The organism is Streptomyces spinosisporus, assembly GCF_022698145.1.
In the GTDB taxonomy this organism is placed as follows: Bacteria; Actinomycetota; Actinomycetes; order Streptomycetales; family Streptomycetaceae; genus Streptomyces; species Streptomyces spinosisporus.
Genome location: NZ_JALDAX010000009.1, coordinates 68,578 through 83,463, shown reverse-complemented (window position 1 = coordinate 83,463; position 14,886 = coordinate 68,578). Strand labels below are relative to the sequence as shown.

At 72.2% G+C, this 14,886-nt stretch carries 13 protein-coding genes; 7 read left to right on the top strand and 6 right to left on the bottom strand.

Annotation, left to right across the window (positions count from 1 at the left end):
- Nucleotides 1-4: 4 nt before the first annotated feature.
- Genes MQN93_RS23495 through MQN93_RS23485 form a run of 3 tightly spaced genes read right to left on the bottom strand, consistent with a single transcriptional unit; the run spans nucleotide 5 to nucleotide 3,756 of the window.
- Nucleotides 5-442, bottom strand: a complete 438-nt coding sequence (locus MQN93_RS23495; RefSeq protein ID WP_242711143.1) for a roadblock/LC7 domain-containing protein — start codon at nucleotides 440-442, stop codon at nucleotides 5-7.
- Nucleotides 439-2,943 carry a sensor histidine kinase gene (locus MQN93_RS23490; protein ID WP_242711142.1) on the bottom strand — a complete coding sequence of 835 codons (2,505 nt, stop codon included), beginning with the start codon at nucleotides 2,941-2,943 and terminating at the stop codon, nucleotides 439-441. Before MQN93_RS23490 ends, MQN93_RS23495 begins: the two co-directional genes overlap by 4 nt.
- A 39-nt stretch (nucleotides 2,944-2,982) precedes the next feature.
- Nucleotides 2,983-3,756, bottom strand: a complete 774-nt coding sequence (locus MQN93_RS23485; protein WP_016433807.1) for an MHYT domain-containing protein — start codon at nucleotides 3,754-3,756, stop codon at nucleotides 2,983-2,985.
- Nucleotides 3,757-3,908: 152 nt separating this feature from the next.
- Here MQN93_RS23485 and MQN93_RS23480 point away from each other — a divergent pair, with 152 nt between their 5' ends.
- A complete protein-coding gene (locus tag MQN93_RS23480; protein WP_242711141.1) occupies nucleotides 3,909-4,508 on the top strand; it encodes a class I SAM-dependent methyltransferase in 600 nt (199 codons plus the stop codon).
- A gap of 3 nt (nucleotides 4,509-4,511) precedes the next feature.
- On the opposite strand, the gene MQN93_RS23475 is transcribed toward MQN93_RS23480, so the two are convergent.
- The gene (locus MQN93_RS23475; RefSeq protein WP_242711140.1) at nucleotides 4,512-5,267 is read right to left on the bottom strand and encodes an alpha/beta fold hydrolase; all 756 of its coding nucleotides are present in this window, start codon (nucleotides 5,265-5,267) and stop codon (nucleotides 4,512-4,514) included.
- Nucleotides 5,268-5,400: 133 nt separating this feature from the next.
- Between MQN93_RS23475 and MQN93_RS23470 the strand changes: the two genes are divergently transcribed.
- The 4 genes from MQN93_RS23470 to MQN93_RS23455 all read left to right on the top strand — a co-directional run bounded on the left by MQN93_RS23470 (nucleotide 5,401) and on the right by MQN93_RS23455 (nucleotide 9,012).
- Nucleotides 5,401-5,925, top strand: a complete 525-nt coding sequence (locus MQN93_RS23470) for a PadR family transcriptional regulator (protein ID WP_016433810.1) — start codon at nucleotides 5,401-5,403, stop codon at nucleotides 5,923-5,925.
- Nucleotides 5,926-6,041: 116 nt separating this feature from the next.
- Entirely contained in the window at nucleotides 6,042-6,338 is a 297-nt protein-coding gene (locus MQN93_RS23465; RefSeq protein ID WP_016433811.1) for a hypothetical protein, read from the top strand.
- A gap of 137 nt (nucleotides 6,339-6,475) precedes the next feature.
- Nucleotides 6,476-7,354: a hypothetical protein gene (locus MQN93_RS23460; protein ID WP_016433812.1), complete on the top strand. Its 879-nt coding sequence runs from the start codon at nucleotides 6,476-6,478 to the stop codon at nucleotides 7,352-7,354.
- Nucleotides 7,355-7,620: 266 nt separating this feature from the next.
- Nucleotides 7,621-9,012 carry a tannase/feruloyl esterase family alpha/beta hydrolase gene (locus tag MQN93_RS23455; protein WP_242711315.1) on the top strand — a complete coding sequence of 464 codons (1,392 nt, stop codon included), beginning with the start codon at nucleotides 7,621-7,623 and terminating at the stop codon, nucleotides 9,010-9,012.
- 19 nt (nucleotides 9,013-9,031) lie between these two features.
- On the opposite strand, the gene MQN93_RS23450 is transcribed toward MQN93_RS23455, so the two are convergent.
- The gene (locus tag MQN93_RS23450) at nucleotides 9,032-9,214 is read right to left on the bottom strand and encodes a tail-anchor membrane protein (protein ID WP_016433814.1); all 183 of its coding nucleotides are present in this window, start codon (nucleotides 9,212-9,214) and stop codon (nucleotides 9,032-9,034) included.
- 131 nt (nucleotides 9,215-9,345) lie between these two features.
- Entirely contained in the window at nucleotides 9,346-10,401 is a 1,056-nt protein-coding gene (locus MQN93_RS23445; protein ID WP_242711139.1) for a fatty acid desaturase family protein, read from the bottom strand.
- A gap of 256 nt (nucleotides 10,402-10,657) precedes the next feature.
- On the opposite strand from MQN93_RS23445, the gene MQN93_RS23440 reads away from it, so the two are divergent.
- Nucleotides 10,658-13,534: an SCO1167/SCO6262 family helicase gene (locus MQN93_RS23440; RefSeq protein ID WP_242711314.1), complete on the top strand. Its 2,877-nt coding sequence runs from the start codon at nucleotides 10,658-10,660 to the stop codon at nucleotides 13,532-13,534.
- On the top strand, nucleotides 13,531-14,814 hold the full coding sequence (locus MQN93_RS23435) for an SWIM zinc finger family protein (protein ID WP_242711138.1): 1,284 nt from the start codon (nucleotides 13,531-13,533) through the stop codon (nucleotides 14,812-14,814). The genes MQN93_RS23440 and MQN93_RS23435 overlap by 4 nt, the downstream gene beginning before the upstream one ends.
- Nucleotides 14,815-14,886: the final 72 nt, after the last annotated feature.

Here is a 14,886-nt window from a genome sequence, read left to right as displayed (position 1 = left end):
CGCCTCACCGGCCCGCGGGCGGCCGGGCGGCGACGCGCGTGGGTGTGCACAGATGCTCACCGACGCGTTTGACCAGCCGTGCCATCTCGTACGCCACCAGGCCGATGTCGGCGTTCACGGCGGTGAGCACGGCGAGGCAGGAGCCGTCGCCCGCGGCGGCCACGAACAGGAAGCCGTCGTCCATCTCCACCAGGGTCTGGCGCACCGCGCCGGTGTCGAAGTGGCGTCCCGCGCCCTTGGCGAGGCTGTGGAAGCCGGACGCCACGGCGGCGAGATGCTCCGCGTCCTCGCGTCGCAGCTCGGTCGACGCGCCCACGGCGAGCCCGTCGTTGGAGAGCACCACGGCATGCCGCACTTCGCTCACGCGCAGCACCAGGTCGTCCAGCAGCCAGTCGAGTTCACCGGTTCGTCGGACGGCTCTGGTGCTCGGGTCCTGGATCATGCGCGGTCTCCTTCGGTGCTGTCGTCGCGCGGTGCGGAATCCGGTCCCGCCGCGCGGCCGGGTTGTCTGCCGCCGCCGCGCCGCCAGCCGTCGCGGTAGGCCGCCATGCGCCGGCGCACGATCTCGGGAGTGCGCTCGTCGTCGGCCGGGGAGACCGGCGCCCTGACCGGTTCCTCGGAGGGCTGTGTGCGCAGTTGGGGGACGAGGTGTGCCTGGCGCACGCGGCGTGGCAGGTCGTCGGACTCCTCGGCTTCCTCCGGGGGACGGTGCGGTCGCAAGGTGGTGACTCCGGGGGGTGGGGTGTCGGCCGCCGTCCGTGCCGGGGCCGGTGCGTGGGCGGGCAGCGCGGGCCGCTCGGCCTTCGGCGAGACGGGCTCCTGGTGGCCGTCGTCATCGGACGTGCGCACGTACTCGCGCTCCACCTGTGGTTGTGGGCGCTCGGTCCTCGCCGGGGAACGGTCGGCGGCGCCGCCGTGCAGCAGGGCCGTGGGCAGCAGAACGACCGCGGTGGTCCCGCCGTAGGGCGAGGTGCGCAGATGCACCTTGATGCCGTGGCGGGCGGCGAGCCTGCTGACGACGAAGAGGCCGAGCCGGTCGCTGTCGAAGAGGTCGAGGGCCTCGGACTGCTCGATGCGGCGGTTCGCCTCGGCCAGAGCCTGGTCACCCATGCCCAGGCCGCGGTCCTCCACCTCGACGACGTAGCCGTTGCCGACGGGTTCTCCGGTGATGCGCACGCGCGTGTGGGGCGGCGAGAACTGTGCCGCGTTCTCGATGATCTCGGCCAGCAGGTGCGTGAGGTCGGCGACGGCCACGCCAACGACGGACGCCTCGGGGAGGTGACGTACCTCCACGCGCGCGTAGTCCTCGACCTCGGACACGGCCGCGCGCACCACGTTCGTCAGCGAGACGGGCATGCGCCATGCCCGGCCGGGTGCCGCTCCGGAGAGGATGATCAGGCTCTCGGCGTGGCGTCGCATCCGCGTGGTGAGGTGGTCGAGCCGGAAGAGGTCGCCGAGTTCGCCCGGGTCGTCGGACCGGCGTTCCATGCTGTCGAGCAGGCTCAGTTGGCGGTGGACGAGCACTTGGCTGCGACGGGCCAGGTTGACGAAGATCCTGGAGATGCCGCCGGCGAGTTCGGCGCGCTCGACGGCTGCGCGCAGGGCGGCGCGGTGCACGGTGCCCAGGGCTTCTGCGACCTGTCCGGCCTCGTCCTCGGCGGGCGGTCCGGGCGGTGCCTCGGCGTTGATGTCGATCTCCTCGCCCGTGCGCAGCTTCCGCATCGCTTCGGGCAGGCTGTGCCGGGCGATCCTCAGGGCGCTGTTGCGCAGGTTCACCAGCTCGACGACGAGGCCGCGTCCGATCCGTACGGAGATGACGAGCGAGGCGATGACCGCGGCGAGGCCGAGCAGCACCGCGGCTCCGGCGGGAGTGAGCAGCGCGTGCATCAGCGGGGCGGCGCGTTCCGTGGGGGTGCGTGTCCCGTTCTCCTCGATGGCACGCATCGCGCCCTGCACGCGCGCGTGTGCCGTGCGCCAGGTGCTCTCGGGTGTGCCGGTGAGCGGGCCAGGTGTGCCACCTGCGATCGCGTTCTCCGTGGTGCCCAGCGCGGTGTACGCGCCGCTGCCCGCGAGGCGCTGCCAGCCGTCGCGCGCGGGGCCGCTCAGGTCGGCGACGGTGGCGGTGGTGAGGGCGCGCCTGATGCCGACGGCTTCGGTGAACAGGCGCAGCCGCTCACCGCTGAGGCCGTCCGCCGCCGGAACACCCGCGAGTACCGCGTCCTCCTGCGCCAATGCCTCACCCGCGCGGGAGAGTTCGAGCAGCACGCGCGTGTCGGAGCCGGCGCCCTGGATGCCGGTGAGCGCGCCGCCGACCGTGAACGCGCCGCCGATGGTCTTCGTGTACTGCCCGTACGTCGCCGCCCAGTCCGTCCGGCCGTCGAGCACCGACCTGCGCAGGGCGGGCAGTTGTTCGGCACCGGCGACGAAGGTCTTGAGCCGCTGGGCCACCGCGGGAGGCAGTTCCTCGCTGTCGGCGACGGTGTGGTCCTCCCCGAGCCGCAGCCGGGCCATCGCTTTGTCGGTGCGCTGTGCGAGCTTCTTGTAGTCGCCGCTGTGCCGGGCCGACGGGTCGGTCGCTTGTCCCACGGCGGCGGTGCGTTCGGCCTGCAGTGCGGCGACAGCCGTGGTGAGGGGTGCGCGGATCCCGGAGTCGACGCGCTGTGCCTGCCGCAGCCGGGCGATGTCCTGGGCGGTGCTGACGGTGGCGTACGCCCACAGGGCCAGCAGCGAGACCACCGGGACCATCAGCAGGCAGACGATCTTCGCCCGCACTGTGCGAGGCCGTATCCGCCGGCGCCCGCCCGGCTCCGCCGCGCGGTCCGGCACCCGGTCCGCGGGCTCGTCCGGATCCTCGTCGGCGGGCGGCCCTGCATGGGCACGCCGGCCGCGCACGAGCGGTGCGGGCGGTGGTTCGGGGACGGATGTCCTGCGGGGTGTACGCATGGCCTCCTCGCTCGGGGCTGGTTCGGGCCGGGCCCGCCGTCAGTGGGCGGAACTCTCGACCGGACGCTGGGCCGAGGCGGATGCCTCGCGCTCCCCGGTCGTTGGCGACAGCGCGACGAAGGCCGAGGTCAGGAAGAGATAGGAGCCGAGGCCGACGGCGAGGGGGAAGATGAACTGCATCGCCGTGGCGCCGGGGAGGGACCCGCCGGAAGGGGTGACGTGGACGCTCACCGCGAACATCCCCGTGTAGTGCATGCTGCTCACCGCGGCCCCCATGATCAGTGAGGCGCCGGTGACGGCGAGGGGCGACTTGATGTTGAGCGCCGCCCACAGGGCCGCCGTCGCCGCGACCACGGCGATCAGGACGGAGAGGGCGACGAGTGGCGGGTCGTAGCCGACCTGGCCGTGCAGTCGCACCGCCGCCATGCCCAGGTAGTGCATGCTGGCGACGCCGAGCCCGGTGGTGAGGCCGCCCAGGAGGAGCGCACGCGTGCGGTCGCGGCTGTGGCCGACGGCGAAGACGCCCGCGCACACCACGAGCATCGCGACGACGAGACTGAGGAGGGTCAGGGGGACGTCGTAGCGGATGTCGGTGCCGTTGACGCCGAAGCCGAGCATGGCCACGAAGTGCATGGTCCAGATGCCGGTGCCGATCGCCGAGGCCGCGGTGACGAGCCAGTTGCGGCGCGAGCGTCCCGTGGCGCCGAGCGCTCGGACGGTACAGCGCAGTCCCAGTGCGGCGCCCGTGCAGGCCATCGCGTACGACAGTGCGGGCGTCAGCCAGCCGAACGTGGCATGGTCCAGGTGTCCCATGGCCCCGGGACGCTAGACCCGGCCGGGGCGCACACAGGGGGCGCAGATCGAAAGCTGTTGGAATATGGCGCAGTGGTGCACCTGTACGACCACGTCAGGTTCGAACGTGTGCACAGCGGGGTCATCCGTGTCGGTGAGGGATCATGCGGAACATGAGCGACGACCACACGCACGTTCAGGAGTTCTTCGGCGCCCGTGCCGCCGACTGGGACAGCAGGTTCCCCGACGACGGCCCGGCCTACGCCGCAGCGGTCGCCGATCTGGAGCTGCGTGAGGGAGACCGGGTGCTCGACGCGGGCTGCGGCACCGGCCGGGCCCTGACGCCGCTGCGTGCCGCCGTGGGGCCCTCGGGCGTCGTCGTAGGGGCCGATCTGACCCCGGCCATGCTGGAGGCCGCCGAACGGGCCGGGAGGGACCGCGACGGGCAGTTGCTGCTCGCCGACGTGGCGATGCTGCCGTTGCGGTCGCGATCGCTCGACGCGGTGTTCGCCGCCGGCCTCATCGCCCACCTGCCCAACCCTGGGGAGAATCTGCGGGAGTTGGCCCGCGTGGTCCGCCCGGGCGGCACGCTGGCCCTGTTCCACCCCATCGGCCGGGCGGCACTGGCCGCACGCCAGGGCCGCCGGATCACCCCGGACGACCTGCGCGCGGAGCCCAACCTGCGACCCCTGCTGGCCGGTTCGGGGTGGCGCATGACCTCGTACGTCGACGAGGACGCCCGCTTCCTGGCCCTCGCCGTCCGGGAGGACTGAGTCTCAGCGCGGGCCCGCGACCGCCGCCGCGAAGGCGTCGGGGTTGTCGAACATGACGTTGTGGCCCGCGCCCGGCACCGTCACCACGCGTACGCCGGACGCCTCCAGGGCTTGCCTGCCCGCGAGTTCGCCGCTCAGCTCGCCCTGCAGATACACGCGGTCGACCGGCAGCCCCTCGAGGATCTCGCGCGCGGGCGGGTTCGAACCGCGCCACAGACCGGTGGCCGAACGGTGCAGGGCGCGCGGGTCGGCCAGCCGCATGGTCGCCGCCCACACCGGGCCCACCGTTTCCAGCACGCGCGCGTGGCCGCCGTTCACGAACGCGTCCTCCCCGTAGGAGGCGATGCTGCTGCTGCCCGCAGTGGGCGGTGGCTCGGGGTCGAGATTGGCCTCTGTGAGGACCAGCCGGGAGACCAGGTCCGGCCGCCTGTGGGCGAGCACGACGGCGACCGTGCCGCCCATGCTGTGCGCCACCAGCTCGGCGCCGGTCAGGCCCGCCGCGTCCAGCGCTGCGGCCAGTGCGTCGGCGTGCTCCTCGAGGGTGTAGCCGAAGTGCCGGGGGCGGTCGCTGATGCCGTGTCCCGGCAGGTCCACGAACAGGCTGCGCCGCCCCGCCAGTTCGGGCCGGGCCGCGATGTGCGCGTGGTAGACGGCCGACAGTGCGCCCAGTCCGTGCACGTACACGCGCGCGGGTTCCTCGCCGGGCGTTTCCGTCCACCGGATGCAGCTCCCCCTGCCGTCGAAATCGGCCTGCCTCATCGCGCCCCTTCCCATGACCCAGCGGCCCCCATGGCCGCCGACGACACTCCGCGACAATACCTCGCAACGGATGTATCCAGAAACCGATGTATGGGGGAGGCGATGTACTACGCCCGTGGGAGAGAATGCGGGCATGCTGGAACTGGCCATCCTCGGCTTCCTGTACGAGGCCCCCCTGCACGGCTACGAGCTGCGCAAGCGCATCACTGCGCTGACCGGCCATGTGAAACCCGTGGCCGAGAGCACGCTGTACCCGGCGATCAAGCGTCTGGAGAAAGCCGGTCTGCTGGCGCGCGCCACCGAGCCCGGCGCCGTGGCCGCCCCGCGGCACGTCCTGACGCTCACCGAGGAGGGCAGACAGGAACTGCGCCGCCGGCTCGCCGAGCCCCCTCGGCGCGACATCACCGACGAGAACCGCTGGTTCACGGTGCTCGCCTTCCTCCGGCACCTCGACGACGCCCCGGCACAGGCGGCCGTGCTCAGGCGCAGGCTGGCCTTCCTGGAGGAGCCGGCGAGCTTCTTCTACGACGGCGATCGGCCGCTGCGCGCCGAGGAACTGGACGATCCCTTCCGGCGCGGGCTGCTGACCATCGCACGTGCCACATCACGGGCCGAACTCACCTGGCTGCGCGAGACCATCGGGGCGCTGGACGGCTGATCCACATGCGGTTCACGCACCCGTCGCTCTTCTGCCGCCGGAGTTCCAACTCTAGGTTGAATAGCAGGAGATGAACGATCAGCCACGGGCAACCACGCAGGGGGAAGGTGGTCAGCATGTTGGGCAGGGTGCGGAAGTCCTGTACAAGATTCCTCAATGCCGTACGCGCGGACCTCGACAACGGCCGGGACAAACGTACACACAATCTTTTCGAAGCCGCTGCCGCGTATGTCTCGGCCTGCGCGGAGGACGACCAGGACCGGATCGACGAGGCGGCGGGCTGGGTGTCGCCGGAGGCCCTGTCCTTCGGGGTGAATGAGCTGGCATGCAGGGCAGTCATCGCACTGGCGCGCGAGCGAGACGAGTCGCCGGGAACGGTGGCCCGCGCGCTGCTCGGGCTTCCGGCGGCCTGACGACGTCGCGTCGGGAGTGGCCGATTCGCCCCGTCCAGCCGGAAAACTGCAGGTCCACGTGCGCTTGCGAGTCGTGACAAGCTGCTTCCGCGCGCATTAGGGTGCGCGCGATCGGATGAATCGATGGGGAGGCAGCCATGGCCGGGACGGACGAGGACGCCGTCGCCGCCGCGGACGAAGCGCTTTATGTGCTCACGGCGGTACTTCTGACGCCGGCGAAGTTCCCGAGCGTGCTCGGCGACGACTATCCGGAGGCCTGCTCGGCGCTCGGTCTCGCGCCGCTCGCCGACGGATACGGCCTGGTACTCGGCCAGGACGGCGACGGTGCCCGGTGGACCGTCGTGGTCGACGACGTCTCCCTGGTCGCGGTCGCCATCGCGTCCTGGGACTGCGGGATGGAGTACGACCTGTCTCCCGACGAGCGTTCGGTCGTGGCCGCGCTGCCGGGCTGGCCGCTCGCGGTTGCCGTCGCGGCCCCCGGCGTGCCCGCGCCGCACGATCCCGACCCCGAGACCGCGGACGGCCCGCCGCTGGCGCCGCCGGACACGAGCAGGTGGGGGCCCGCCCAACGGCGCCTGGGCGCCGACGAGATCGCGCTGCAGTGGGCCATGTGGCGGGAGCAGATCGACGATGCCTCCTTCGCGAACGCGGACGAGGCCCAGGCGTCCGACGGTCCCGCCGAGGCCGCGCAGGAGGAAGCGAAGGACGAGCACGCCGAGCAGAACGGGCAGGAGGCCGGTCCCGGGAAGCACGGCGGGATACAGCGCGTGCTGGCGGAGGCACGCGGCTATGTGGAGAAGCCGCCGCCGCTCGGCCGTGTCCGGTCCTCGTTCGCGCCCGGCGACGCGCGGACGCTGCGCGCCGACGGTCCGGGCTGGTCGCTCGTGGCCAGGACCGACGACATCGCGTTCGTCCTGCTCGACGCGGAGCCCGGCGAGGTGCTCCCGGTCGGCCGCGGACCGGAACTGCCCGGCCTCCTGGAGGCGCTCGAGAAGATGGCTGTCCGGCCCAGTTGAATTCCCACCCGGTGGGCGCGTAAGGGCGGCTCAACCCTTGCCCACTCACCGTGAAGGAGCCGTGCGTCGCCGATCTCCTTCCTGTGCGCGGGAGTTGTCCGTGCACGGGACGTCACCCGCGACCCTGTACTGAGCCGCCATGTCATGACGGCCTTCAATGTGGTCCCGGCCCATGGATGCTCTGAGGGCCGGACCGCACCATGGGGCAGCCCATGGCGCCCGCACTCCTGCGGTCGTCCTTCCGCTCCCCTGCCCCGGAGGCCGTCATGCGTCCGTCCCGCAGTGTTCCGCTCGCTGCCGCCACCCTGGTGGCTGCCGCCGTCGTCTGGCCGGCTTCCGCCCAGGCCGGCGCAGCAGACGGGAGTCACTGCGCCCGCCTCGACCGGGTGCATGTGCCGGGCGCCGCCTTCCAACAGGCCGCCTGTCTGCCCGATCTGACCACGACGGGGCTCGTGGGTACGCCGTACACCGACCTGGCCGACCAAGCGGGGCTGACGGCGAAGGCCACCCGCACTCCGTCCGGAGTCGCAGGAGTGCAGATCGACGGCTACTTCCCGGACTCCTCGCACTTCAACATCACCCACGGCTGGCAGCACGACGCGCAGTTCGTGATCCGGATGCCGGACCACTGGAACGGCGGCCTGGTGGTCACCGGCGCTCCCGGCACGCGCAAGCAGTACGCGACGGACACGGCGATCTCCGACCAGGTGCTCGCCGAGGGCTACGCGTACGCGGCGACGGACAAGGGCAACAGCGGTGCCGACTTCTACCGCGACGGAGCCCGGCCCGGCGACGCGATCGCCGAGTGGAACACCAGGACCACCCAACTCACCCGCGCGGCAAGGCGTGTGGTCGCCCAGCGCTACGGGCACGCGCCCCGCCGCACCTATATGACCGGCATCTCCAACGGCGGCTACCTCACCCGCTGGCAGCTGGAGAACCATCCGGAGCTCTACGACGGCGGCGTCGACTGGGAAGGCGCTCTGTGGACCGCCGACGGCCCCAGCCTGCTCACCTCGCTGCCCACCGCGGTGGGCCGGACGCTGGGCTGGGCGGACGACGAGGACATGTACGCGGCGGGCTTCGCGCGCGGCTCCGAATTCCTGTGGCCCTACCACGAGAAGGCGTACTGGGGGGTCACGCAGAAGATCTACCGCGCCGAGTTCGACCCGGCCTACGACCCCGGCTGCCCGGGCCCCTCCGCGGGCAGCACCCCGGAGCAGATCCTCTCGCCCTGTGCCCGCGACGCGGTGTACGACTACGCGTCCCGGCCGGCAGCCGTCCACCGGGCCGTGGCCCGGGTGTCGCTGACCGGGCGCATCGGCCGACCGCTGATCACGCTCCACGGCGACCTGGACTCCCTGCTGCCCAAGGCCGCCGATTCGGACGTCTACGCGCGCATGATCGACGCGAGCGGACGCGGACCGCTGCACCGCTACTACACGATCCAGGGCGGGACGCACGTCGACGGGCTGTACGACACCTATCCGGACCGGCTGCGGCCGATCCTGCCCTGCTACCGGTCGGCGTTCGACGCGCTGGTGTCCTGGGTGCAGCAGGGCGTCCGGCCGCCCGCGGACCACACCGTCACCCGGCCCGCGGACGGCGATGTGGTCGACTCCTGCCGGCTGTCCGAGCGGGCCGATCCCGCGCAGTAGAAGATCCGCGAGGTGTGCGTCAGCGTCCCAGCTCCTTGCGGGTGACGCGGCGCAGCCTGCGCCGCTGCGAGGGGTCCAGCATGAGGTACGCCGCGGTCGGCACTCCCAGGACTATCAGAAGCGCCGCCCACCAGGGCAGCCAGATCAGCAGGATGAGCCCGACCGCCACACCCCCTGCGGCGATCTTCGCGTTCTTCGACATGTGCGTCGCCTCCTTCGCGGCCACTGCCGCTCTCTGTCCTGAAAACGGGCCCGGGCCGCCGACGGTTCCGGACCACGACCCTGAGACGTCCCTGATGCGCAACCCCGACGCGCCCCTGAGAGCCCGCTCGGTCATTGCGCCCTGAGCGGCTCGCCCACTTCGCGCAGATGACGCAGGGCCTGCCGATAGGAGTCGACGAGCCCGGTCTCCGCATAGGGGATACCCAACCCCAGGCAGTGCGCGCGCACCAGTGGTTGGGCGAGCCGCAGATGGGGGCGGGGCATGCTGGGGAAGAGGTGGTGCTCGATCTGGTAGTTGAGCCCGCCGAGGAACCAGTCGGTCAGCAGGCCGCCGCGGATGTTGCGCGAGGTCAGCACCTGTCGGCGCAGATGGCCCCACCGCTCGCCGTTCGGGTCGGGCATCTCCATGCCCTTGTGGTTGGGCGCGAAGGCCATCCCCAGGTGCAGGCCGAACAGCATGTGGTGAAGGGCGGCGAAAGCGAGCGCCTTGGCCGGGGACATCGACGTGAGCAGCAGCGTCGCGTACATGCAGACGTGGGCCAGCAGCAGCAGTCCCTCGACGATCCGCTCCCGGGGAGGCTGCCTGCGCAGGTCCCGGAAGCCGTGGACCTTCAGGGCGACGCCTTCGAGGAGGGTCAGCGGGAAGAACAGCCATGCCTGGTTGCGGGTCAGCCAGCGCCGGAAACCGGACCGCACCTCGGCCTGCTCGCCGGTGAAGACGAGGACGTCGGCGACCACATCCGGATCCTTGTCGATGTGGTTGGGGTTGGCGTGGTGGCGGTTGTGCTTGTCGTTCCACCAGGCGTAGCTCATGCCCAGGAGCAGGTTGCCGTGGACCAGGCCGATCGCGCGGGCGGCCGACTTGTCTGCGGTGATCTGGGAGTGGCCCGCGTCGTGCCCTATGAAGGCCGTGCGGGCGCAGAACACGGCCAGGAGCGGGGCCAGGAGGAGGGACCACCACGAGTTGCCGATGAGGACGATGCCCGTGACGATGCCGGCCAGCGCGATCGCGTTGACGGCGATGCGCAGCGCGTACCAGAGGGGGCGGTGCTCCAGGAGGCCCTGGCCCCTGACCGTGCGCAGAAGGGGCGCGAAGTCGCTTCCTCCGGACGGGAGATCCCCTGGTTCCCGCAACGGTTCGGCGACGGCTGTGGTGGGCTCGGGCATGTCCGGTCTCCGGCTCTCTCGGGCAACGTGCTGACCTGAGGAAACGTACGAACCGACGACCTTCGGCGACCATGGCGCCATCCCCCGGGTCGGGACGGGGGCCAGCCCGTGGCGGACAGGGGGGCTGGCAACACCCCGGCCCCGAGGCGTTGCTTGTGGGCCAGAGAACGCGTTGCCCATGAGCGGAAGAATTGATGTACCCTCGGCGGCCCCGACTTGGGTAGTCAAATTTGAGGAGCGCGGCTTCGCTGTGCAGATGTTCCCCGCGGCAACACCGTCCGAGATCTCCGAACTGGCCCGCTGCAGTGCCGTCTTCCTGCCCGGAGACCCGGCCCGCACCGGCCGGGTCGCCTTCTGGCGGCTCGACGGCCATGTCCCTCCGGCCGTCGCCTCCGGGTCCACCGACGAACTGAACGTCGTCCTACCGCGCGGCGAGGGTGTCGAGACGGCACCGGTCGGTGCCGTCCTGCTTCCGGTGCGGGCCGCGCTGCCGGTCCTCACGCGTGCGCGTACCGCTGCGCGCGGACACCGAGGGGCCGTCTTCTGGGGCGCGGCCACGGTCCTGGCCCTGCAATACGTGGCGCGCGGTCTGCTTCTGCCCGGCCTCTCCCCCGGCGACCACGACGCGTGGCGGGTCGGTCCCCTGTCCCTGGAGGACATCGAACGCGTGCGCCGACTGGCCGCCGCGATGCCGCCGGAGGCGCACGCCGTGCCCCTGGGCGATGCCGGACCCCCGCGGCTGCCCGACCCGGAACAGCTGCTGCGCGCCTTCCTGGACGCGGTGGCCGACACCCTCCCGCGCTCCCCCGCCGCCCCGCTGGTGACGGGCGGGCCCGCCTATGCGGCGCCGCGGCCGCAGCACATGCCCGAGCAGCGCGCGTGGGCCGCCGATGTCGCCGCGGGCCATGACGCGGGCGTACGGCTCTCGCTTCGGATCGAGGTGCCCGGCCTCGACGAACTGTCGCGGGAGGACGCCGCAGTGCAGTTCCGGGCGGTGCTGCAGGTGCACAGCGTCAGCGATCCGACGTTGGTGGCGGACGCTGCCGACATCTGGGGCGGGACCGCGGACAGCGGCGGTTCAGGGGACGCGGCCGCTGCTTTCGGTCCACGCGCGCGTATGGACGCGCTGCTGGCGCTGCGCAGGGCGGCCCGGTCCTGGCCGCCGCTGGCGCCCCTGCTCTCGGCGAGCGTGCCGGATGCCGTCGAACTCGCCGACGAGGAGATCACCGAACTCCTCGGACAGGGCGCCCGGGTTCTGGCCGGGGCCGGCGTCGATGTGCACTGGCCGAAGGAGTTGGCCCGCGGGCTGACCGGCCGCGCGGTGATCGGCCCGCCGGACGAGGAGTCGTCGGACGGCCGGACGGTCTCGCAGGCGCCGTCGTTCCTCTCCGCGGACGCGATGCTCGCCTTCAACTGGCAGTTCGCGCTGGGGGACCAGCGGCTCACGCGCGAGGAGCTGGACCGGCTCGCCGAGGCGAACCGTCCCGTCGTGCGGCTGCGCGGGCAATGGGTTCTGGTCGACCCGCAGGAGATGCAGCGCGCCCGTACCCAGCAGGACCGCAAGGTCAGCACCATCGAGGCGCTCGGTGCCGCGCTGACGGGCTCGACGGAGGTCGACGGCCGCCGGGTCGACGTGGACGCCACGGGATGGCTGGCGAGCCTCAGGGAGCGGCTCGCGGCCCCGGAGGCGCAGGAGCCGGTCCCCCAGCCCGCCGCGCTCGCGGCCACGCTGCGCGACTACCAGCGGCGGGGTCTGAACTGGCTGGCCCGGATGACGTCCCTGGGACTCGGCTGCTGTCTGGCCGACGACATGGGGCTCGGCAAGACCATCACGCTGATCGCGCTGCATCTGCACCGGCAGAGCGCTTCCTCGACGGCAGGTCCGACGCTCGTGGTGTGCCCGACGTCCCTGATGGGCAACTGGCAGCGCGAGATCGAGAGGTTCGCACCCGGCACACCCGTGCGCCGCTTCCACGGGTCTCGGCGCAGCCTGGAGAGCCTGGCCGACGGGGAGTTCGTGCTCACCACGTACGGGACGATGCGCCTCGACGCGCGCAGGCTCGGTGAGGCGCAGTGGGGCATGATCGTGGCCGACGAGGCACAGCACGTCAAGAATCCGTACTCGGCGACCGCGCGAGAGCTGCGTTCGATCGTCGCACGCGCGCGCGTGGCGCTCACCGGCACCCCGGTGGAGAACAACCTGTCGGAGCTGTGGGCGATCCTCGACTGGACGACCCCGGGGCTGCTGGGCCGGCTCGGCACCTTCCGCGCGCGGTACGCGCAGGCCGTCGAAGGCGGTCAGGACCCGGCCGCCGCCGAGCGGCTCTCCCGGCTGGTGAGCCCCTTCCTGCTGCGGCGCCGCAAGTCGGACCCGGGGATCGCGCCGGAGCTGCCGCCGAAGACCGAAACGGACCGCGCGGTGTCCCTGACGAAGGAACAGGCCGGGCTGTACGAAGCAGTGGTGCGCGAGACGCTCGCGGAGATCTCCGGCGCCGACTCCATGGCGCGGCGCGGGCTGGTCATGAAACTCCTGACGGGGCTGAAGCAGATCTGCAACCACCCGGCGCACTACCTCAAGGAGGAGCGCCCGCGGATTCCCGGCCGCTCGGGGAAGCTGGAGCTGCTGGACGAACTGCTCGACACCGTCCTCTCCGAGGGGGCGAGCGCTCTGGTGTTCACGCAGTACGTGCGCATGGCGCGGATCATCGAGCGTCATCTGACGGCCCGCGGCGTCGGCTCGCAGTTCCTGCACGGGGGCACGCCCGTCGCCGAACGCGAGGCGATGGTACGGCGCTTCCAGGACGGTGAAGTCCCGGTGTTCCTGCTGTCGTTGAAGGCCGCGGGCACGGGGCTGAACCTGACCCGGGCCGAGCACGTCGTGCACTACGACCGCTGGTGGAACCCCGCGGTCGAGGCGCAGGCCACCGACCGCGCCTACCGCATCGGCCAGACCCGGCCCGTGCAGGTGCACCGGCTGATCGCGGAGGGGACGGTCGAGGACCGCATCGCCGACATGCTCGGCCGCAAGCGGGAGCTGGCCGACGCGGTCCTGGGCTCCGGCGAGGCGGCGCTCACGGAGCTGACGGACGCCGAACTGGCCGATCTGGTGGAACTGCGAGGGGGCGGGCGATGAGCCACGAGGACATGGAACACGATCACCGGGACGTGGAGCGCACCTTCGCCGCGCTGCCGCCCGCACACGGACGGGGGTTCGCGGGCACCTGGTGGGGTCAGGCCTGGCTGAAGGCCCTGGAGGACACGGCGCTCGACACCCAGCAGCTGAAGGCGGGGCGCAGGCTCGCGCGCGCGGGAGCCGTGGGCGCGGTGTCCGTACGCCCGGGACGGATCACCGCAGTGGTCCAGGACAGCGATCGCACGACGCACCGGGCCGACGTCCTGCTGGAGGAGCTCGACGGCGAACAGTGGGACCGGTTCCTGGACATGGCCGTCGAGCGGGCCAGGCACGTCGCGGCGCTCCTGGACCGCGAAATGCCGCCGCATCTGGTGGAGGACGCGGCGGCCGCGGGCATCGAACTCCTGCCCGGCCTGGGTGATCTGGAACCGGAGTGCGACTGCGACGCCTGGGACCACTGCGGGCACACGGCGGCCCTGTGCTACCAGGTGGCGAGGCTGCTGGACCAGGATCCGTTCGTGCTGCTGCTGATGCGCGGGCGGGGCGAACGCGCCCTGCTCGACGACCTGCAGACCCGCAGCACCCGGCGCATCGAGGCTCCCTCGGAGCCGGATGGTGTGGACGCGGTCGAGGCGTACAGGAGCGGCGACATTCTGCCGCCCCTGCCCCCTCCTCCGGAGCTGCCTCCGGAAGCCGGTACGCCGCCGTCTCTGGACACCGACACCCCGCCCCCAGCGGGCGTGGACCCGGCCCCTCTGCGGCACCTGGCCGCGCGGACCGCCGTGGAGGCCCATCGACTGCTGGCCAGGGCTCTTCGCTTCGATGCGGAAGAGCTGCTCACCGAAGGGGAGTTGACGGTCGAGCAGGATGCCGTACGACTGTCGGTGAGGGGACCCGGGAAGGCGGTGGCGGACCGGCTGGCCGACGGGTCGGCGCGGGACCGGGAGGGGTTGGCGCGGGCCACGCGCGCGTGGTGCCTCGGAGGTGTGGCCGCGCTGTCCGTGCTGGAGGAGGAGTGGGCTGTTACGGGTGAAACGCTCGCACGCGCGCGTGCCGCGCTGGAGTCCGCCTGGGACGAGGACGAACGGCCGTCACTGAGGGCGAAGGGCAATCGCTGGACGGTCGTCGGCACACCGGCCCAGCTGCGCCTGGGGCAGGACGGGCGCTGGTGGCCCTATCGCAAGGAGCGGGGTCGCTGGATGCCCGCAGGAGCCGCCTGCCAGGACCCGGCGACCGCTCTGGCGTCGATGGAGGCGGCGGGCGGGGCGGAGCCCGCCTGAGCCGGCCGGAAGGCCGCTGAGCAGTGCGGGAACCGTCGGAGCGTACCGAGGCGTGCGAAGGACGCTCAGGGC

Bases quoted from the DNA above. Each gene is read 5' to 3' on its own strand.
- MQN93_RS23480 (WP_242711141.1), top strand. From the start codon at position 3,909: ATGAGCGACGACCACACGCACGTTCAGGAGTTCTTCGGCGCCCGTGCC.
- MQN93_RS23485 (WP_016433807.1), bottom strand. From the start codon at position 3,756: ATGGGACACCTGGACCATGCCACGTTCGGCTGGCTGACGCCCGCACTG.
- MQN93_RS23455 (WP_242711315.1), top strand. From the start codon at position 7,621: ATGCGTCCGTCCCGCAGTGTTCCGCTCGCTGCCGCCACCCTGGTGGCT.
- MQN93_RS23450 (WP_016433814.1), bottom strand. From the start codon at position 9,214: ATGTCGAAGAACGCGAAGATCGCCGCAGGGGGTGTGGCGGTCGGGCTC.
- MQN93_RS23475 (WP_242711140.1), bottom strand. From the start codon at position 5,267: ATGAGGCAGGCCGATTTCGACGGCAGGGGGAGCTGCATCCGGTGGACG.
- MQN93_RS23470 (WP_016433810.1), top strand. From the start codon at position 5,401: ATGCTGGAACTGGCCATCCTCGGCTTCCTGTACGAGGCCCCCCTGCAC.
- MQN93_RS23460 (WP_016433812.1), top strand. From the start codon at position 6,476: ATGGCCGGGACGGACGAGGACGCCGTCGCCGCCGCGGACGAAGCGCTT.
- MQN93_RS23465 (WP_016433811.1), top strand. From the start codon at position 6,042: ATGTTGGGCAGGGTGCGGAAGTCCTGTACAAGATTCCTCAATGCCGTA.
- MQN93_RS23495 (WP_242711143.1), bottom strand. From the start codon at position 442: ATGATCCAGGACCCGAGCACCAGAGCCGTCCGACGAACCGGTGAACTC.
- MQN93_RS23435 (WP_242711138.1), top strand. From the start codon at position 13,531: ATGAGCCACGAGGACATGGAACACGATCACCGGGACGTGGAGCGCACC.
- MQN93_RS23490 (WP_242711142.1), bottom strand. From the start codon at position 2,943: ATGCGTACACCCCGCAGGACATCCGTCCCCGAACCACCGCCCGCACCG.
- MQN93_RS23440 (WP_242711314.1), top strand. From the start codon at position 10,658: ATGTTCCCCGCGGCAACACCGTCCGAGATCTCCGAACTGGCCCGCTGC.
- MQN93_RS23445 (WP_242711139.1), bottom strand. From the start codon at position 10,401: ATGCCCGAGCCCACCACAGCCGTCGCCGAACCGTTGCGGGAACCAGGG.